At 56.1% G+C, this 20175-nt stretch carries 17 protein-coding genes and 1 rRNA gene; all 18 read right to left on the minus strand.

The window, feature by feature from the left end; genetic code table 11:
• Positions 1-103 precede the first annotated feature (103 nt).
• Positions 104-1656, minus strand: a 16S ribosomal RNA gene (locus D3H35_RS23440).
• Between the two features lie 374 nt (positions 1657-2030).
• Positions 2031-3545, minus strand: a complete 1515-nt coding sequence (gene lysS, locus D3H35_RS23445; RefSeq protein ID WP_119151583.1) for a lysine--tRNA ligase — start codon at positions 3543-3545, stop codon at positions 2031-2033.
• Positions 3546-3633: 88 nt separating this feature from the next.
• Positions 3634-4110, minus strand: coding sequence for a transcription elongation factor GreA (gene greA, locus D3H35_RS23450; protein WP_119151584.1), 477 nt, complete (start codon positions 4108-4110; stop codon positions 3634-3636).
• A gap of 188 nt (positions 4111-4298) precedes the next feature.
• Complete coding sequence (gene dusB / locus D3H35_RS23455) at positions 4299-5351, minus strand: tRNA dihydrouridine synthase DusB (protein WP_119151585.1); 1053 nt, start codon at positions 5349-5351, stop codon at positions 4299-4301.
• A gap of 21 nt (positions 5352-5372) precedes the next feature.
• Positions 5373-5858: a 2-amino-4-hydroxy-6-hydroxymethyldihydropteridine diphosphokinase gene (gene folK, locus D3H35_RS23460; protein ID WP_119151586.1), complete on the minus strand. Its 486-nt coding sequence runs from the start codon at positions 5856-5858 to the stop codon at positions 5373-5375.
• Positions 5859-5865: 7 nt separating this feature from the next.
• On the minus strand, positions 5866-6270 hold the full coding sequence (gene folB / locus D3H35_RS23465; protein ID WP_119151587.1) for a dihydroneopterin aldolase: 405 nt from the start codon (positions 6268-6270) through the stop codon (positions 5866-5868).
• Positions 6270-7127 (minus strand): dihydropteroate synthase, encoded by an 858-nt coding sequence (folP, locus tag D3H35_RS23470; RefSeq protein WP_378125516.1) that lies wholly within the window; start codon positions 7125-7127, stop codon positions 6270-6272. The genes folB and folP overlap by 1 nt, the downstream gene beginning before the upstream one ends.
• Before the next feature lie 2 nt (positions 7128-7129).
• Positions 7130-8014: an aminotransferase class IV gene (locus D3H35_RS23475; RefSeq protein ID WP_119151589.1), complete on the minus strand. Its 885-nt coding sequence runs from the start codon at positions 8012-8014 to the stop codon at positions 7130-7132.
• Complete coding sequence (gene pabA / locus D3H35_RS23480) at positions 8011-8592, minus strand: aminodeoxychorismate/anthranilate synthase component II (protein ID WP_119151590.1); 582 nt, start codon at positions 8590-8592, stop codon at positions 8011-8013. Before pabA ends, D3H35_RS23475 begins: the two co-directional genes overlap by 4 nt.
• Entirely contained in the window at positions 8589-10196 is a 1608-nt protein-coding gene (locus D3H35_RS23485; protein ID WP_147355941.1) for an anthranilate synthase component I family protein, read from the minus strand. Before D3H35_RS23485 ends, pabA begins: the two co-directional genes overlap by 4 nt.
• A 94-nt stretch (positions 10197-10290) precedes the next feature.
• Positions 10291-11232, minus strand: a complete 942-nt coding sequence (cysK, locus tag D3H35_RS23490; RefSeq protein ID WP_119151592.1) for a cysteine synthase A — start codon at positions 11230-11232, stop codon at positions 10291-10293.
• A 124-nt stretch (positions 11233-11356) separates the two neighbouring features.
• Positions 11357-12322: a peptidylprolyl isomerase gene (locus D3H35_RS23495; RefSeq protein ID WP_119151593.1), complete on the minus strand. Its 966-nt coding sequence runs from the start codon at positions 12320-12322 to the stop codon at positions 11357-11359.
• Positions 12323-12346: 24 nt separating this feature from the next.
• Positions 12347-13234, minus strand: coding sequence for an Hsp33 family molecular chaperone HslO (gene hslO, locus D3H35_RS23500; RefSeq protein ID WP_119151594.1), 888 nt, complete (start codon positions 13232-13234; stop codon positions 12347-12349).
• A 14-nt stretch (positions 13235-13248) separates the two neighbouring features.
• A complete protein-coding gene (locus D3H35_RS23505) occupies positions 13249-14013 on the minus strand; it encodes a type III pantothenate kinase (protein ID WP_119151595.1) in 765 nt (254 codons plus the stop codon).
• A gap of 3 nt (positions 14014-14016) precedes the next feature.
• A complete protein-coding gene (gene nadC, locus D3H35_RS23510; protein ID WP_119151596.1) occupies positions 14017-14913 on the minus strand; it encodes a carboxylating nicotinate-nucleotide diphosphorylase in 897 nt (298 codons plus the stop codon).
• The gene (nadB, locus tag D3H35_RS23515) at positions 14906-16519 is read right to left on the minus strand and encodes an L-aspartate oxidase (RefSeq protein WP_119151597.1); all 1614 of its coding nucleotides are present in this window, start codon (positions 16517-16519) and stop codon (positions 14906-14908) included. Before nadB ends, nadC begins: the two co-directional genes overlap by 8 nt.
• 36 nt (positions 16520-16555) lie before the next feature.
• Positions 16556-17494 carry a quinolinate synthase NadA gene (gene nadA / locus D3H35_RS23520; RefSeq protein WP_119151598.1) on the minus strand — a complete coding sequence of 313 codons (939 nt, stop codon included), beginning with the start codon at positions 17492-17494 and terminating at the stop codon, positions 16556-16558.
• A 578-nt stretch (positions 17495-18072) separates the two neighbouring features.
• Positions 18073-20085 (minus strand): ATP-dependent zinc metalloprotease FtsH, encoded by a 2013-nt coding sequence (ftsH, locus tag D3H35_RS23525; protein WP_119151599.1) that lies wholly within the window; start codon positions 20083-20085, stop codon positions 18073-18075.
• Positions 20086-20175 lie beyond the last annotated feature (90 nt).

Below are 20175 nucleotides of genomic sequence, written 5' to 3' on the forward strand. Positions count from 1 at the left end.
CCGGCTGAAAGATTGCTCTTTCAAAACTGAACTCGAGCGCAATACGGATTGCCACCTCGCTGACGCGAGCTGTGGACTTTGTTAGCCCTTGCGGGCTCCTTAGAAAGGAGGTGATCCAGCCGCACCTTCCGATACGGCTACCTTGTTACGACTTCACCCCAATCATCTACCCCACCTTCGGCGGCTGGCTCCCTTGCGGGTTACCCCACCGACTTCGGGTGTTGTAAACTCTCGTGGTGTGACGGGCGGTGTGTACAAGACCCGGGAACGTATTCACCGCGGCATGCTGATCCGCGATTACTAGCAATTCCGACTTCATGCAGGCGAGTTGCAGCCTACAATCCGAACTGAGACCGGCTTTGCTGGGATTGGCTCCGGATCGCTCCTTCGCAGCCCGTTGTACCGGCCATTGTAGTACGTGTGTAGCCCAGGTCATAAGGGCATGATGATTTGACGTCATCCCCGCCTTCCTCCGGTTTGTCACCGGCAGTCAACCTAGAGTGCCCACCTTAACGTGCTGGCAACTAAGTTCAAGGGTTGCGCTCGTTGCGGGACTTAACCCAACATCTCACGACACGAGCTGACGACAACCATGCACCACCTGTCTCCTCTGTCCCGAAGGAAAGGTACATCTCTGTACCGGTCAGAGGGATGTCAAGACCTGGTAAGGTTCTTCGCGTTGCTTCGAATTAAACCACATACTCCACTGCTTGTGCGGGTCCCCGTCAATTCCTTTGAGTTTCAGTCTTGCGACCGTACTCCCCAGGCGGAGTGCTTAATGTGTTAACTTCGGCACCGAGGGGTGGACCCCCCCAACACCTAGCACTCATCGTTTACGGCGTGGACTACCAGGGTATCTAATCCTGTTTGCTCCCCACGCTTTCGCGCCTCAGCGTCAGTTACAGTCCAGAGAGCCGCCTTCGCCACTGGTGTTCCTCCACATCTCTACGCATTTCACCGCTACACGTGGAATTCCGCTCTCCTCTTCTGCACTCAAGTCTCCCAGTTTCCAGTGCATCACGGGGTTGAGCCCCGCACTTAGACACCAGACTTAAAAGACCGCCTGCGCGCGCTTTACGCCCAATAATTCCGGACAACGCTTGCCCCCTACGTATTACCGCGGCTGCTGGCACGTAGTTAGCCGGGGCTTTCTTCTCAGGTACCGTCATCGAATGTGCAGTTAACACACCCTTATTCTTCCCTGGCAACAGAGCTTTACGACCCGAAAGCCTTCCTCACTCACGCGGCGTTGCTCCATCAGGCTTGCGCCCATTGTGGAAGATTCCCTACTGCTGCCTCCCGTAGGAGTCTGGGCCGTGTCTCAGTCCCAGTGTGGCCGTTCACCCTCTCAGGTCGGCTACGCATCGTCGCCTTGGTGAGCCGTTACCCCACCAACTAGCTAATGCGCCGCAGGCCCATCCCTAAACCACAGATTGCTCCGTGTTTCCCAAGCCCGTCATGCGACAAGCTTGCGTATCCGGTCTTAGCATTCGTTTCCGAATGTTATCCCAGTCTTAGGGGCAGGTTGCCTACGTGTTACTCACCCGTCCGCCGCTAACCTTATCGGGAGCAAGCTCCCTCAAAGATCCGCTCGACTTGCATGTATTAGGCACGCCGCCAGCGTTCGTCCTGAGCCAGGATCAAACTCTCCATTAAAGTGTTACACTTTATTGAAGAACCTCGATGGCTCTTTCAAAGCTGGTCTTACTTTTTGGTCCTTCCGACTCGGCCTAAGCCTCATCTTCGGGGATCCGTATTACGCTCGATGTTCAGTTTTCAAGGAGCAATCGCTTGGCTTCTCAGCCTCACTTTTTGCGCCGCCTCTCGAAGCGGCTTAATGAATATACCATAGGCGCTAAACCAATTGCAACCCTTTTTATACTGGAATTTTATACCTTTACGATATGCCCTCCAAACATCCTTACGACGAACATCTATTAAGCTGGCGGTGCGCGCCTTCCGGCCCTGGCCTCCCCGCTAAAATAACAAAAGCCGCCCCCCTGCAAAGGGAGGCGGCTGAAAGCCCATCTCTACTCGCTGCGCTCTTCGCGCATATGAGGGAACAACAGCACGTCGCGAATGGACGGCGCATCGGTCAGCAGCATAACCAGACGGTCGACCCCAATTCCGAGACCGCCGGTCGGAGGCATGCCGTACTCCAAAGCGCGGATGAAATCGTCATCCATCTCATGCGCTTCGTCGTTGCCCGCTTCTTTCTCCGTCAACTGTGCCTCGAAGCGCTCCCGCTGGTCGATAGGATCGTTAAGCTCGGTGAACGCATTGGCATGCTCCCGCGCGACGATGAACAGCTCGAACCGATCGGTAAATCGAGGATCCGCTTCGTTCTTTTTCGCCAGCGGCGATATGGCCACCGGATGACCCGTTACGAACGTCGGCTGAATAAGCGTATGCTCGACGAACGTCTCGAAGAACGCGTTGACGATATGGCCGAACGTCATGTGAGGCTCGACAGCGACCTTATGCTCCTTCGCCAAAAGATGAGCTTCCTCGTCCGACATCTCTTGCTTGAAGTCGACCCCCGTCGCTTCGCGAACGAGATCGACCATGGATACGCGTCGCCAGGACGGCGTCAAATCCACTTCCTGCCCTTGATATGAGATCTTCGTCGTTCCATGAACTTCCTGTGCGATATGCGCGATCAAGTTCTCGGTCAGACGCATGATATCCTCATAGTCGGCATACGCCTCGTACAGCTCGATCATCGTAAACTCCGGATTGTGTCGCGTCGAAATGCCTTCGTTCCGATACACGCGGCCGATTTCGTACACTTTTTCCAGCCCGCCTACGATGAGACGCTTCAGATGAAGTTCAATGGCGATCCGCATATAAAGCTGCATGTCCAGCGCATTGTGGTGTGTAATAAAAGGACGAGCAGCCGCTCCACCGGCAATTGTGTGCAATGTCGGCGTCTCCACTTCCAGATAACCGAGGTTGTCCAAATAACGGCGCATCGACTGAATAATCCGCGAACGGGAAATGAACGTTTTTTGCACGTCGGGATTCACAATCAGATCGACATAGCGCTGGCGGTAACGGGTTTCCACGTCTTTGAGGCCGTGGAATTTGTCCGGGAGCGGAAGCAGAGACTTCGTCATCACTTCCAGTTCCTTCACCTTAACCGATGTCTCGCCGGTCTTCGTCTTGAAGACGACGCCGCGAACGCCGATCATATCCCCGGTGTCCAGCAGATCGAAAGCGGCGAATTTATTCGCAGCGACCGAATCCTCGCGTACGTAGATTTGAATTTTGCCGCTCAGGTCCTGAATGTGCGCGAACGCGGCTTTCCCCATTCCGCGCTTCTGCATGATGCGGCCGGCCAGACTGACTTCGATCGCTTTCTCGTCTAGCTCTTCTTTGGTCAGATCGCCGTACAAAGACAGCACTTCCCCCGCCTGATGCGAACGGACGAATTTCGTTCCGAACGGATCGACGCCAAGCGCGCGAAGCTCGTCCAATTTGTTGCGTCTGATCTGCAGCAGCTCGCTTAGTTCGGCCGCCTCTTGTTGTTGTACCTCTTGATCCATCGCTACCGTGCTCCTTCACCGTATCTAGGGCTGAAACAGTTAAAAAAGCTTCCTGAGGAAGCTTTTTCACCGTTTCTTACGCCTGAAATCACTTTTTGATATCGACGATTTTATATTGGATGATGCCCGCCGGAACGTTGACTTCTACCGTCGTTCCCTTTTTCTTGCCGAGGATCGCTCTGCCCACAGGGCTCTCGTTGGAAATTTTGTTTTTCAGCGGGTCTGATTCGGCTGTGCCGACGATCGTGTATTCCATCGAGTCGCCGAACTCCAAATCCTCAACGACGACGGTGGAGCCTATGCTGACCGTGTCCAAGTCAATCTCGTCATTATTGATGATGCGCGCATTGCGAAGCATCTTCTCAAGCGTAATGATTCGGCCTTCGATAAAAGCCTGTTCGTTCTTAGCGTCCTCGTATTCCGAGTTCTCGCTAATATCGCCGTAGCCGATGGCGACCTTGATGCGCTCCGCCACTTCGCGGCGTTTGACCGATTTCAGGTTCTCAAGCTCTTCTTCCAGTCTCTTGAGCCCGTCCGGAGTAAGAAGGACTTCCTTATCGCTCATCTTACCGATCTCCTGTCGTGGAATGGTTTAATGCGGCCTACGATTGTGATTTCAAGTATATGGCGGTTCAGTGATGACATGACTCCAGGACGGAGATTTCCCGTCGACCTTGTGAATATTGGTACTGATTATATTTCAAGCCCCGGTAAATGTCAATTCGCCCCAAATGGGTCGAAAGTCCGGATTTCCTAGTGCACAAGCACCTCTCCGGGCTCTGCGCCTTCCGAATTTCCGCCCTCGGCTGCTTCGCGTTCCTCGCTGGCTCTAAGCTCCTCCAAGGAATAAACATAGTCTCTCAGCGCCGCCTCAACCGCCGAACGAGCCGTCAATTCCATCAACGAATCCTTCACGCGCGCCGCTCCCGGCATCCCCTTCAAATACCAAGCCATATGCTTGCGCATCTCTCTAACGGCCTGGTTCTCCCCCTTGAGGTTGGCGAGACGGTCGAGATGGAGCATGGCGATACGAATTTTCTCTGCCGGCGACGGGTCGGGAAGCATCTCACCGCGAGTCAAATAGTGAACCGTACGGTACAGCATCCAAGGGTTGCCCAGCGCCCCCCGTCCGATCATGACTCCGTCGCAGCCCGTATGCTCAAGAAGACGCTTCGCGTCCTCCGGAGTGACGACGTCGCCGTTGCCGATTACCGGAATGTTCACGGCCTGTTTGACGTCCCTTATGATGTCCCAGTTCGCTTTGCCTGTATACAATTGTTCCCGCGTACGACCGTGCACGCTGACGGCCGCTCCGCCCGCCCGTTCCACGGCTCTGGCATTCTCAACCGCATAAATATGCTCGCTGTCCCAGCCGATCCGCATCTTGACCGTGACCGGCTTGTCCACGACATCCGTGACGGCGGATACCATATCATATATTTTGTTCGGGTCGAGCAGCCAGCGCGCGCCCGCGTCGCATTTGGTTACCTTCGGCACGGGACAGCCCATGTTAATGTCGATAATATCCGCATTCGTATTCTTATCGACATATTGCGCCGCAGCAACAAGAGACTCTTTGTCTCCCCCGAAAATTTGCAAGCTTAGAGGCTTCTCCCGTTCATCGACAAACAGCATCTCCAGCGTGCGTTGATTGCCGTGGAGAATCGCTTTGTCACTCACCATTTCGGCGCAGACGAGACCGCAGCCGAATTCCTTGGCGATCAAGCGAAAAGCCGGATTGCAGACGCCCGCCATCGGCGCGAGCACCACGTTGTTGGGCATTTCGATGTTGCCGATTTTCAACATGACGGCAACTCCTTTCCTTCGTCAGCCTTCCCGCAAGCCGTCGATTCGGCCCCAGAGGCATATTCCTTCTTGCTGCTCGGCGGGAATGTCCCATGGAAATGAGCTTCCCGTCCATATATCGCGAAGCGGAACAAGCACGAACGCCCGCTCCCCCATCCGGGGATGCGGGAGCGCCAATTCCTCCGTATCCATCGTAACCTCGCCGTAGAGCAGCAAATCCAAATCGATGCTCCGCGGTCCCCAACGAATATCCCTAACCCGCCCCATCTCATGCTCAATAGCGAGCAGCTTGCGCAGCAGCTCCAGAGGGGATGCCTCGGTCGAAACCTGGACGGCCATGTTCAAAAAAGCGGGTTGATCAGTATATCCTACGGGGTCCGTCTCGTACACGGATGAAACGCGACGAACCTCCACGCCGGGCTCGGCGGCAATGCGGCGAACCGCTTCTTCCAACGAGGCCTCTCGCAATCCAAGATTGGCGCCAAGCGCCACATAAGCTTCATTCACGTCAGATTCAATCCTCTTCGGCCGCGGGAACGGCCTCAATACTCCCGTCCGCGTTTCGTTTTCGCCGAAGCTCTACGACGACGCCGTCGAACGTAATGTCGAACGGCGGATGCGGCTTAGTGACCGATACCGTAGCTTCGTTGATACTAGTATACGTACCGAGTACCCCATGCGCAATATTCGCCGCCAGCTTCTCGATCAGCTTAACGGGAGGGCCCTGTACGATTTCCTTCACGAGAGCGTGAATTTCGGCGTAATTAACCGTATCGTTCACATCGTCCGATTCCGCGGCCTTCCCCAAATCAAGGCGCAAATCCAAATCGACAAAAAACTGCTGGCCAAGCTTGTTCTCCTCCGGAAAAACGCCATGATACCCGTAGAAAACCATTCGTTTCAGCTTCATCCGATCCATTAAATCCCTCTTCTCCCCGCTTGGCGGTAACAAATAGCGTCGGTCATCGCCGCTACCCGCTTCATCTGCTTCACATCGTGCACCCGGACGATCTGGCAGCCTTGCGAGATGCCCAGCGATACGGTAGCGCCCGTTCCTTCCACCGTATCGCCTGCGCCGACGTTTAAAGTGTTCTGGATGAACCGCTTGCGCGAAGTTCCGAGCAGCACCGGATAACCAAGCGCGGCAACCTCGTCCAAGCGACCCATCAATTCAATATGCTCGTCGTAATCCTTGGCGAACCCGAAGCCGGGATCGAGCCAGATCAAATCGTCGGCGACGCCTCCGGCATGCGCCCGTGCGACGCACCCTCTCAAATCGGCCAATACGTTCGGAACAAAATCCGTATAGTCGCGCGCTTCGCGATTATGCATCAGAATAACGGGACATCCGTATTCCGCAGCGACATAGGCCATATTCGGCTCTCGCCGAAAGCCCCAAATATCGTTAAGAATATGCGCGCCCGCTTCGAGCGCTTGCCGAGCGGCTTCGGCTTTGTAAGTGTCGACGCTAATCGGAAGCTTCACCGCTTCGCGAACGGCGCGAATAGCCGGAACGATTCGGCGCAGCTCCTCCTCAAGAGGAACGGGGGTGTGGCCCGGACGGGTCGATTCCCCTCCGATGTCGATGATGTCCGCGCCTTCCTCGGCCATTTTTTTCGCTTGCTCGACGGCCCGTTCGACCGCATCGTATCGACCGCCGTCCGAGAACGAATCGGGTGTTACATTCAAAATTCCCATAATCAACGTGCGTCGGCCCAGCTCGAGCTCAAGACCGTCGTCAAACGTATAAGACCGCTCGTAAAATGTCGGTTTAATCGTCATTTCCGCCCTTCTTCCGCAGCCATCCGATATTCGCGCATCAAGCGGGCCGTTGCGCGCCCGACAGCCAGCGAACGAATCGGCTGTTCGTTCCCCGAACCGCCGCCGTCCAGCGCCGTCACGGGGACGATCTCTTGAATCGAATTGGTCAAAAACGCTTCGTCGGCACGGTAAAGCTCATCCCATCGATACAGACCTTCGAGTACGTCCATACCGAGTCGCCCGGCAAGCTCGATAACGAACTTTCTCGTTATTCCCGGAAGAGGCCCCGTCTCCAGAGACGGCGTATGAAGCGTCCCGCCGGATACCCAGAATATGTTGCTGACCAGCCCTTCGCACAGGTAGCCCCGATAATCCAGGAACAGTCCTTCCGCCCCGGGAGGGGCATCGGAGGCAGAGAGCTCTCTCTTGGCAACCATATTGTTCATATAATGGAACGATTTTAACCGCAATGCCCCATTCTCGGGCGTGCTGCGCGGCGTCCGAAGCAATCGCAGCGGCTTTCCGGCGCGCGTATCGGGGCGATCCGCCGCCAGCGGCTTCGCATAGACGATCTCTGCCGGAGCGTCGTAAGGATCGGTCGGAAGCCCGATAATGCCTTCTCCGGCGGATACCGACCAGCGAATATATCCGTCCGCAAGCTCGTTCGCCTCCAGCAGCGCGCTAATCTGCTTCTCCATCGCCGCAACGTCGGGCCGATAGGTAATGCCGATCGCCTCGCAGCTCTCCGCCAGCCTCCGGGCATGGCGATCCAGCAGCCAAGCTTTGCCGCCGTAGGTTCGGAACGTCTCGAACAACCCCATCCCGTACAAAAAGCCGTGATCGAATACCGAGATCACGGCTTCCTTGCTGCCCGTCCGTTGACCGTTCAGCAGAACGATCATGCCCGGACGCCTTCCTTGTAGCTCAAGAAATTGCGAAGAATGCGCAGGCCGTAGTCAGTCATGATCGATTCCGGATGAAACTGCACGCCCTCGACCACATACTCCTTGTGCCGCAAGCCCATGATTTGCCCGTCGTCGGTCTGCGCGCTGATCTCCAGGCAATCCGGAAGCGTGTCGCGCTTCACGACGAGCGAATGATAGCGAGTAGCCGTAAACGGAGAAGGAAGCCCCTCGAAAATCGTCCGGCCGTCGTTCGAAATTTCGGAAGTCTTGCCGTGCATCAACTGGTCTGCGCGCACGACGTCTCCGCCGAACGCTTGTCCGATCGATTGATGGCCCAGACAGACGCCGAGAATCGGGATTTCGCCTTTGAATCGCTCGATCAACCCCAGGCTGACGCCCGCCTCGTTAGGCGTGCAAGGACCCGGCGAAATCAGAATGTGATCCGGCGCAAGCTTCGCTATGCCGTCCAGATCGATCTCGTCGTTGCGGCGAACGATAATCTCTTCGCCCAGCTCGCCGAGATACTGCACCAGGTTATACGTGAACGAATCGTAGTTGTCGATGACCAAAATCATGTCGGTTCCCCCTTACGTTCGCAGACCGGCAATTTCTCTCCGTACTGCACCGCTTTCCAGAGCGCTTTCGCTTTGTTCAAGCTTTCGTGAAATTCCCGCTCGGGGTCGGAATCGATGACGATGCCGGCTCCGGCTTGAATATGGCATACGCCGTCCTTGACGACCATCGTGCGGATAATAATATTAAATTCCATATCTCCCGCATAGTCAATCCATCCCATCGATCCGGTGTAAGCTCCCCGCTGCAGCGGCTCCAGCTCTTCGATAATTTCCATCGTGCGGATTTTCGGCGCTCCGGTAATCGTTCCTCCCGGAAAGACAGCCGCCATCACGTCGAAGGCGTCCTTCCCCGCCGCGATTCGCCCTTCCACCTGAGACACGAGGTGCATGACATGAGAGTATCGCTCGACAGTCAGCAGCTCCGGCACCTTCACCGTGCCGTATGCGGACACGCGTCCAAGATCGTTGCGTTCCAGATCGACGAGCATGACGTGCTCGGCTCTCTCCTTCTCGCTCGCAAGAAGCTCGAGCTCCATGGCGCGATCCTCCTCCGGCGTGTGTCCGCGTCTCCGGGTGCCCGCGATCGGACGTGTCGACAAACGGCCGTCCTCCAGCTTCACGAGCAATTCGGGCGACGCGCTCACAAGCGAAAACGAAGGCGTACGGATCATCCCCATGTAGGGCGACGGATTGACGAGGCGGAGCCATTCGTACAGCTGCTCCGGCTTTGTCGGCGAAGGACAGCTTTGACGGAGGGAGAGATTCACCTGGAACACGTCCCCTTGCCCGATGTAATGCTGAATTCGCCGCACCGCTTCCTCGTAGGCCCGCTTGCTCATCGAGGTCACAAGACCCGGAACGGCTTCCACATCGATCTGCAGCTTATCCTGCTCCATGAGGCCGCGCATTTCTGCATGTCTTGAAGAAGCCTCTGCATCGGTTCCAATATCGCACCAATGCCGCCATTGCCGCTCCATTCGTTCCGCCCGTCTGGCCGCCTCCCGATATGCAAGCTCCAAGTCGGACGTTCTCTGCAACGTCGACGCCCCGTTCACATGAAGGTGAACGGACAAATAGACGAACCCGGTCGCCTGATCGGCGATCCACAATTCCTCGAAGCGCGAGAACAAGTAATCCGGCAGCTCCAGATCGTCTCTCGCCGTCGACGGAATCCTCTCCAGACTCCGCACGATGTCATAGCTCCAGAAACCGAAAGCTCCGCCAAGGCAATCGGGCAGCTCCTGCTTCTGGCGTTCCTCCAGCTGCGGTGCTCGCCACTCACGGCCCCATTCGCGCACCGCTTCAAGGGGTGCCGCGTCCCATTCCCGAACGACGTCCCACCGCTCGGCGACGCCCTGAACGGCAGACCGCTCCAGCGATTGCGCGCGTCTCCCCTTGCCATGAACGACGGACACCGGACGAAGAGCGGCGGTCGTATATCTTCCGCCCTTCCCGCTCTCGAACAAGCAGCCGTATGCGGACGCTTCCTCCCAGAAGCGGTCCCAGAACAGCGGGATAGCGCCTTCGATTCGTCTTACGTATGGAAGAAGAGAGAACGGCTCCGGATCGCGGATCCATTGCTCCCATTGTTCAAGCGTTATCATCTCCAAGGGCCGTTCCTCCGGTTACCTTTATTACGATTGAAAAAACAGCCCCCGCCGCCGGCGGGAGCTGCCTCGCATGATACGCATTATACAATTAGTTGTCGAAGTTGAACAGCGGCGTGCTCAAGTAACGTTCGCCGTTGGAAGGAACGACTGCCACGACACGTTTGCCTGCGCCCAGCTCTTTCGCGACTTTCAGCGCTGCGAAGATTGCCGCGCCGGAGGAAATTCCGACGAGAAGTCCTTCTTTTTTGGCCGATGCGCGAGCGGTTTCGAACGCTTCTTCGTTATCGACGGTAATAACCTCGTCGTAAACTTCGCGGTTAAGAATCTCCGGAATGAAGTTCGCACCGATCCCTTGGATCTTATGCGGACCCGGGTTGCCGCCGGAAAGCAGCGGGGAAGCCGTCGGCTCAACCGCAACGATCTTGATGCCCGGGAAGTTCTGCTTCAGAACTTCGCCAGCGCCGGAGATCGTGCCGCCCGTGCCGATTCCCGCGATGAATGCGTCCAGCTTGCCGTCCAAGGAATTAATCGCTTCGACGATTTCCGGGCCAGTCGTTTCGCGGTGAATTTTGACATTGTCAGGGTTTTTGAACTGTTGCGGCAAGAAATAATTCGGATTCTCGGCGGCGATTTCTTCCGCTTTCTTAACCGAACCGTTCATACCCTCGGAGCCTGGCGTCAACACAAGCTCGGCGCCGTAAGCGCGAAGCAGGTTGCGACGCTCCAAGCTCATCGTTTCCGGCATAACCAGAATCGCACGATAGCCTTTGGCCGCTGCGACAAGAGCAAGACCGATACCGGTGTTGCCGCTCGTAGGCTCAACGATCGTCGTTACGCCTGGCTTAATATCGCCGCGCTTTTCAGCTTCTTCGATCATGCTGATTGCAATGCGGTCTTTAACGCTGGAGCCCGGGTTCTGGTACTCGAGCTTCACGTAGATTTCGGCAGATCCTTCCGGTACGAGACGATTCAAACGCACGAGCGGCGTATCGCCGATCAGTTGGGTAACGCTTTGTACAATTTTAGCCATGAACTTTATTCCCTCCCGATGATAATGGACGAGTTTCGACACGTCCGCTTTAATCCGACCAAATCAGTAGGCTTTTCATATGTTTTCATCTTATCAACCGTGCGCGGGATTGTCAATAGCTGGCTTACGGTTGAAGCGCCGGATCGAGCACCCGGGCTTCGTACTTGTCGAGCAGCGACTGCTCAAGCTCGCTCAAGGGCGCCGCTTTCTCTAACGCCAGCGTTCGCCGGATTTGCTCTTTAATATCGCTTTCGTCGGCTTTCTGGATCGTGTTCGTTCCGCTGAGCCGAATGATGGCGTAACCAGATTCCACTTCGATAGGACCCGTCGTTTCGCCAATGCTCATTCCTTTCGCCTCTTCGAGTACGGCACCGTCCTCGAACGGGTCGTTCTCGTCGACCCAGCCTAATTCTCCACCGTTCGAGGCGGTCAGATCATCCGTTGAATAGCGCGCCGCCATGGCCGCGAAATCGGCGCCCCCGGAGAGCTGGTCAAGCACGCTCTCGGCCGTCCGGCTGTCGTCCAGGACAATCTTGGCCAGTTGGAACTGCTTGCGAGGCTCGAACTCCTGCTCATGAGCTTTACGATAGCCGGCGATTTCTTGCTCCGTGACGGAAATATCCTTGGTAGCTATTTTCTCCAGCAGCAGCCGATCGCGAGCGTCCTTCCGGACCTCGTCCCGATTCATGCCGAGCTGCTCTTTCATAGCCGCGTAATACTGCTCCTCGCTCTCGTACCCTTCGCTCATGCCGCGAAGCTCGCGTTCCAGCTCGTCGTCCTTCAGCTCCAGTCCCAGCGCTTCCGATTCAAGACGAATCGCCAGTCGGAGCATCATGGCCCGCACCGTCTGGGACCCGTACGCCGTCAACAGCCGTTCCATCAATTCGCTGCGGGGAATCGACCTTCCCCCTACGACGGCAACGTCCGGATCGGCCGCTCCTACCGGCTTGCCGGATGCGTCGGGAGGGGGAGTCTCCGAGGGCTGCGTTGGCGAAGGCGACAATTCCGAAGTGCATCCCGACAGTCCTAACAACGTCAAGAGGAGGGCAGCCATAACGAGAGGCCATATCGGACGCATCGTCTCCCCCATGTCCTTCCTCCTTTTTTGCTTTTCCTACTGGAGTTCCGACGATGCCCTATTATGTAAGCTCTCCAGTTGTTCACCCGTAAAATGATAAGCCTCGTTGCAAAAAGGACAGACTACTTCCGCTTCCCCATCCTCGTCGATCAGGCTCCGCAATTCCTTCGGTCCTAGAGTGAATAATGTACGTTCCACCCGTTCCCTTGAGCATTTGCATTTAAAAATAGGCTCGATCGTTTCATGTATCGTTACGTCGTCGCCCAGAAGGAATTTCAAAATCGATTCCGGCGACTCGCCTTGATCCAGCAGCGCAGTTACATGCGGCATGGAAGCCAAGGCATGCTCCAGCCTATCCAACTGCTCGTCCGACAGCCCCGGAAGAACTTGCACGATAAAGCCGCCCGCATGCACGACGGAATTGTCTGTCTCGACCAGCACGCCTACTCCTACCGCCGACGGAGTCTGCTCCGAATCGGCGAAGTACAGGGTGAAGTCCTCGCCCAGCTCCCCGGAAATAATCGGCACGCTGCCGCCGTAAGGCTCCCGCAGCCCCAAATCCTTGATAACGTAGATGAACCCGCTTCTCCCGACCGCCCCTGCCACATCCAGCTTGCCATGCTCATTGCTCGGAAGATGAACGTGAGGATGGTCGACGTAGCCGCGCACTTCTCCGATCGCATTGGCGTCGATGACGATTTGACCAAGCGGCCCGTCGCCCTTGACTTGAATAGTGAGCTTATTATCGCCCTTCATCATAACGCCCATCATAGCCCCGATCGTCGCCGCGCGCCCAAGCGCGGCGGTCGCCGTCGGGAACGTCCCGTGACGGCGCTGCAGCTCGGATACGAGCCGGGTCGTACGTGCTGCGAATACCCTCAGACCGCCGTTCCATGCCGTTCCGCGTACCAACTCGTCCAACATAATCGCCTGCCTCCTTACGCGTTCCGTTCGTATACGATACGCAATCCTTCCAGAGTCAGCAGCGGATCGACCTTCTCGATCGTCTCCGACTCCGCCGATATTAACTCCGCCAGTCCTCCCGTCGCGATAACGCGCGGCTTTACTCCAAACTCTTTGCCGATCCTTCTTACGATGCCGTCAACCTGCCCGGCATATCCAAAAATGATGCCGGCCTGCATAGCCGCTACCGTGTTGCGTCCAATAACCGTACGCGGCCTCGCAAGCTCGATTCTCGGGAGCTTGGCTGCCCTCTGATACAACGCTTCTGCGGAAATGCCGATTCCCGGAACGATAGCTCCGCCGATATAGGCCCCGGTAGCATCGATGTAATCGAACGTCGTGGCCGTTCCGAAGTCGACGACGACGAGCGGCGTTCCGTATTGCTCGATGCCCGCGACCGCGTTCACGATCCGGTCGGCGCCGACCTCACGCGGATTTTCGTATCGAATGTTCAATCCGGTCTTAATGCCGGGTCCGACGACGAGCGGCTGCTTTCCTACGTATTTGACGGATAATTGCTCCAGAGTGTTCATAATCGGAGGAACGACGCATGACAAAATAACGCCTTCGATCTGCGAGGATCGTACGCCCGCTATCTGGAACAGATTGAAGATCAGAACTCCGTACTCATCAACCGTCGAAGAGCGATTCGTGCTGAGCCGCCAGTGATGAGTAAGAGTGCGGCCTTCGTACAAGCCGAGAACGATGTTGGTATTCCCCACATCGACGACCAAAATCACGGGTTATTCCCCCTTCTTCTTAGCGTTCAAATCCAGACTGATATCCAACGCTTCGAACGAATGCGTCAAGCTTCCGACAGATATGATATCGACGCCGCTAGCTGCTACATCCGCGATCTGCTCCGGCCTCATGCCGCCCGATGCCTCCAGCACGACGTAAGGAGCTATTTCCCGAACGCGCTTGACGGCTTCCTTCATTCGTTCCGGACTCATGTTGTCGAGCATGACGATGTGAGCGCCCGCTTTGGCCGCTTCCTCCGCTTGCTCCGCATTCTCCGCTTCGACTTCAATGACCATCGTATGGGGGATGCGGGACTTGGCCGCTTGTACCGCTTCCGTAATGCCGCCTGCGGCTTTAATATGATTGTCCTTGATCATGACCGCGTCGTATAAACCGAAGCGATGGTTCGAGCCTCCTCCTACGCGTACCGCATACTTCTCCAATGTGCGATGCCCCGGAGTCGTTTTCCGCGTATCCGCTATTCGTACCGAAGGATAGTCTTGAGCCGCTTGCGTATATTGTGCGGTCTTCGTCGCTATTCCGGACAGTCGCTGCAGCAAATTAAGAGCGAGCCTCTCCCCCGTCAAAATACTGGCTGTCGATCCTTCGACAACGGCCAATACCGCGCCTTTCTCGATGCGCGCTCCATCCGTCGCATAAGTTTCGACCGTTAGGGACGGATCGACGACTCCGAACACAAGTCTAACAAGAGGAAGACCCGCCACGATGCCCGGTGCCTTCGCGTGAATGATTCCTTTCGATTGATGGCCCGCAGGTACGGTCGCCATCGTCGTAACGTCGCCAGTCCCGACATCCTCGGTCAACCAGGCGCGAAGCTGCTGCTTAACCGACTCGAGCGCAGGTCCCGCAATCAGCCAGTCGCTCTCCCGTTCAAACATAGTTCACCTGCTCCTCTCCAACGCCTTGCTCCCGCTGCAGTGTCGTATGCTTCCGCCACTCGTCGTCGTTCTTGATAGGGAAATCCTCTCTGAAATGCGCGCCTCTGCTCTCCTCGCGAGACAATGCCGCCTCTGTCGTCAGCACGGCGCAAGTCAGAAGATTGATGAACTCCAGCTCTTCCCGGCGGGTAAGAGCCGTCTGAAAAATCGGCAATTGGCGTTTAAGCTCTTCCAGACCCTTCTCAAGCCCGGCGCGATCCCGACGCAAGCCCGCATAACGCACCATTAGCTTCTGCAGCTTCAAGCGGCGCTCGATAACCGTGCCTGCGGGCAGAGTATGGCGTTCCAGATCGATTTTAAGCTTCATTGTACGACTTGACTTCGGCAGCTCATTAATCCGGTCAACGATCCGTTGTCCGAACACGATCGCTTCGCTCAGCGAATTGCTTGCCAATCGGTTAGCTCCGTGTACGCCGGTCGAAGAAGCCTCTCCGCAGGCGAACAGACGCTTGATGTTCGTCTCCCCGTACAGATCGGTTCTAACGCCGCCCATCATGTAATGCGCTGCAGGTGCTACCGGTATCCAATCCGTCGTCAAATCGAGGCCGTATTGCAAGCAATATTCGTAAATCGTCGGAAAACGGTGCCGAACCATGTCAGGGGACTCGTGAGTAATGTCGATATATACGTAAGTCGATTTAGTCGCTTCCATTTCGCTGACGATCGCACGCGCGACGACATCCCGCGGAGCAAGCTCAAGCTGCGGGTGGTACCGTTCCATAAATCGCTCTCCGCGAATATTGCGCAAGTATGCTCCTTCGCCGCGAACGGCTTCGGAAATAAGAAAACGCGGGGCTCCCGGATAACATAACGATGTAGGATGAAATTGAATAAATTCCATATCGCGAATAATGGCGCCTGCCCGGTACGCCATGGCAACGCCGTCGCCCGTCGCCACCTCGGGGTTGGTCGTGTAACGATAAAGCTGCCCGGTGCCGCCCGTGCACAGAATGATTGCGTTGCCGAATACGGCGACGCGAGACCCGTCCGGCTTTTGGACGATCGCTCCTCGGCATTCCCCGTCTTCGGTCAACAAATCGATGACGAAGTGATCGTCCCACAGCTCCACGGCCGGATCGTTCTGCACTTTTTCGGCCAGCGCTCTGACGATCTCGAATCCGGTCGCATCCCCGTTGGCATGCAGGATTCGCCGTTGGCTGTGAGCGCCTTCCTTGGTCAGCGCGAACTGACCGTCTTCCTCGTCGAAATTGGTGCCGTAACGGACTAGTTCCTGCACGCCCTGCGGCCCCTCATGAACGAGCACGTCAACCGCAGCGGAATCGCACAGACCCGCTCCGGCGATCAGCGTATCCTGACGATGAAACTCCGGCGAATCGTCCTCGGAGATGACCGCCGCGATACCGCCTTGCGCATAGCGGGTATTGCTGTCGAAGAGCGATTTTTTCGTTATCATGAGCACTTTCTTCGTCTCGCTGACTTTGAGCGTCGTGAACAGACCCGCTATGCCGGCTCCGATGACAATGACATCGGTGTCTACTCTAGGCAGGTTGTCCAGGTCAAAATCAACCACATAACGTGGAATCATCGGTTGTTCCCCACTCCAACAAGAGAGTAGCGCATGTTACTTGACGAGTAACATGCGCTCCAGTGACAAACGGGCTTTGTTCGCTACATCTTCAGGCACGTAGATTTGAGGCTGCATCGTTTCCAAGGCGCGGACGACCTTTTTGAGATTGTTGACCTTCATATTCGGGCACACAAGAAATTTGGATGCAAAATGGAAGGTCTTGTCCGGGCTGTCCACGCGAAGCTGATAGCCTGTACCATCCTCCGTGCCGACGATGAATTCCTTGCAATCGGACTCCTTGCAATATTTCAGAATTCCGGTCGTGCTTCCGACGAAGTCGGCCATTTCTACAACTTCGGGACGGCATTCCGGGTGAACGACGAATTGGGCGTTCGGATGCTTCGCGCGCATCTCTACGACGTCCTTCACCGTCAGCATGTCGTGCGTATTGCAGTAACCTTCCCAGATGATCATCTTCTTGTCGGTATGCTGGGCGACATAATGGCCGAGGTTTTTATCCGGGCACCAAATGACTTCGTCTGAATCGACAGAATTGACGACCTTGATCGCGTTCGCCGACGTGCAGCAAATGTCGGTTTCCGCTTTCACATCGGCCGAAGAGTTAATGTAAGTGACGACCTTCGCGTTCGGATGCTTCGCCTTCAGCTCGCGAAGGCCGATCGGATTGACCATATCCGCCATCGGACAGCCTGCACGCTCGTCCGGAACGAGGACAGTTTTGTGCGGGGCGAGGATTTTGGCGCTTTCCCCCATAAAGTGAACGCCGCAAAAAACGATAACGTCCGCGTCCGTAGCCGCCGCCTTCTGAGCGAGCAGGAACGAGTCGCCGCGAAAATCGGCTACTTCCTGTATTTCATCACGTTGATAATAATGGGCAAGAATGATGGCGTTGCGCTCTTTCTTCAGCTGCAGAAGACGTTCGCGAAGCTCGCGATTCTGCTCGGCCTTGCGCTCAAGTGCCAGTGCTTCCATTGTTAGTCTCCTCCCTACGGCATCCTGGGCCGCGGACAGTTGCGAGTTTGTGAATATAAGCACAAAGATTGCCGAAGCCGTACCTCTAGTTTGGACGAAATGAAGCTTTTTCATCTGTCCGGTCAGCGTACGATTCGGCTGTTTAACAACTAATTTACACTTGCCGGGAAAGGCTGTCAATTGAAACAAGACGCATATTAGAAAAGTGGGCGTCTGCCGCCCGAATAACCAGTCCATCGCTGCCCGTAGCTACTCCCGCTATCGACTCCCCGTTATCGCAGTCTTAACCCGCCGACAGCAGGATGCTTCAACCACCACGCCGCCTTCAAGCAAATTTAACCCCACTACAGCAGGCTACTCCACCCAACACATCGCCTCCACGCTACTTTAACCCCACTACAGCAGGCTACTCCACCCACCGCACCGCCTCCACGCTACTTTAACCCCACCACAGCAGGGCTAACGTCAATCCGCGTTTCCTCTTTCGGCGTCATCACGTTCCCCCTGGAGCACCAGCGCCACCACAAAAAACCTCCACCCCGCATAAGCGGAATGGAGGCTCTAAAAACATCTTGACGTTATTTCGGATCTTCCGTACCGTCGTCGTTCCGGTTGTCCGGAGCGGGAGGCGTAAGCTCGTCATCGCGGGTTTGGATGCGCACGCGCACTCCGCTGCCCAGCGTGTCGACGATCGGTTCGGCTTTGGATTCTTCCACGGAAGAATCAGCAGAGCCTTCCCCATTGTCTTCTCCGCCTTCCAGCGTGCCCGTCTCGATGAGACGTTTGATCTGCTCAAGCTCCAGCGTCTCTACGCTAAGCAATGTTTGGGCGATCTTGTGCACGGCGTCGCTCTTCTCAGTGAGAAGCTTTTTCGCGCGGTCGTAGCAGTCCTGGATGATGCGCTGCATCTCCTGATCGATCTCGTAAGCAATCGCGTCGGAATAGTTCTGCTCATGGCCGATATCGCGTCCGAGGAACACTTGGCCTTGCGAGCTGCCGAACTGCATAGGTCCGAGCTTCTCGCTCATTCCGTATTCCATAATCATGCTGCGCGCAATTCCCGTCGCTTGCTTGAAGTCGCTGTAAGCGCCGGTGCCGATTTCGCCGATGAACAGCTCTTCCGCAACGCGGCCGCCGAGCAAGCCCGTAATCTTGTCGAGAAGCTCTTGCTTCGTAACGAGCATCCGGTCTTCCTTCGGAAGCATGATGACGTATCCGCCCGCGCGTCCGCGCGGAATAATCGTAACCTTATGAACCATATCGGCATGCTCAAGGAAAAACCCAAGAATCGTATGACCGGCTTCGTGGTACGCCACGATCCGCTTCTCGCGATCGCTGATGACGCGGCTCTTCTTCTCCGTGCCGACGATGACGCGGTCGATCGCTTCGTCCACTTCCTGCATAGCGATGTCTTTCTTATTCTTCCGCGCGGCAAGCAACGCGGCTTCGTTGAGCAAATTCTCCAGGTCGGCGCCGGTAAATCCGGTCGTCCGCTTGGCGATCGTGCCAAGTCTCACGTCTTTGTTAAGCGGCTTGTTGCGGGCGTGAACTTTCAGAACCGCTTCACGGCCTTTCACGTCCGGACGATCTACCGTGATTTGACGGTCGAAGCGGCCCGGGCGCAACAGCGCCGGGTCGAGAATGTCCGGTCTGTTCGTCGCGGCGACAATAATGATGCCTTCGTTCGCGCCGAAGCCGTCCATCTCGACGAGCAATTGGTTGAGCGTCTGCTCCCGCTCGTCATGACCGCCGCCAAGGCCTGCGCCCCGTTGACGACCGACGGCGTCGATCTCGTCGATGAAGATAATGCAAGGCGAGTTCTTCTTCGCATTCTCGAACAGATCGCGTACGCGCGATGCGCCGACGCCGACGAACATTTCGACGAAGTCCGAGCCCGAGATACTGAAGAACGGAACGCCCGCTTCGCCCGCTACTGCGCGAGCCAGCAACGTTTTACCGGTACCCGGCGGCCCTACAAGGAGCACGCCTTTCGGAATGCGGGCGCCAAGCGCCGCGAACTTCCGAGGATCCTTCAAAAACTCGACAACCTCGACGAGCTCCTGCTTCTCTTCGTCCGCTCCTGCCACGTCCTCGAAGGTAATCCGCTTTTTCTCTTCATTATAGAGACGGGCTTTGCTCTTTCCGAAATTCATCACCTTGCCGCCGCCACCCTGCGCCTGATTAATCAGGAAGAAGAACAGGATGAACATAATAATGAACGGAATAATCGAGGTGAGGAACGTAAGCCAGAAGCTCTCGCCCGGCATCTTCTTGTTCTTGAAATCAAAACCCTTGGACTTGCTCAAGGCTTCGAAATTCTGAGGAACGTATTCCGCCAGAGGCGCCCGGCCGACGAACGTCTCCGATTTAATGTTCGACGGTTTTTCCTTATATTTACCGGTGACCAGGTAAGAACCGCCCTGGATCTGCAGCGTCAACTCCGAGACGTTGCCTTGTTCAACGACTTTCACGAGTTGGCTGTAACTCAGTTCCTCGGTCGTCTCGTTTTTGCTGATGAAAAATTGGACGATACCGACGGTAACCAAAAAGATGAGCAGATAAAAGCCTGTATTCCGGATGATCCGATTCATCCCTGACCTCCTCCCGACACGCTTACATCATTTTACCATAGCCTGTCTTGGCATCACAATAGAACCGGCCGCTCGCGCGACCGCAGTCCG

It is taken from the genome of Cohnella faecalis (assembly GCF_003570905.1).
Lineage (GTDB): Bacteria > Bacillota > Bacilli > Paenibacillales > Paenibacillaceae > Cohnella > Cohnella faecalis.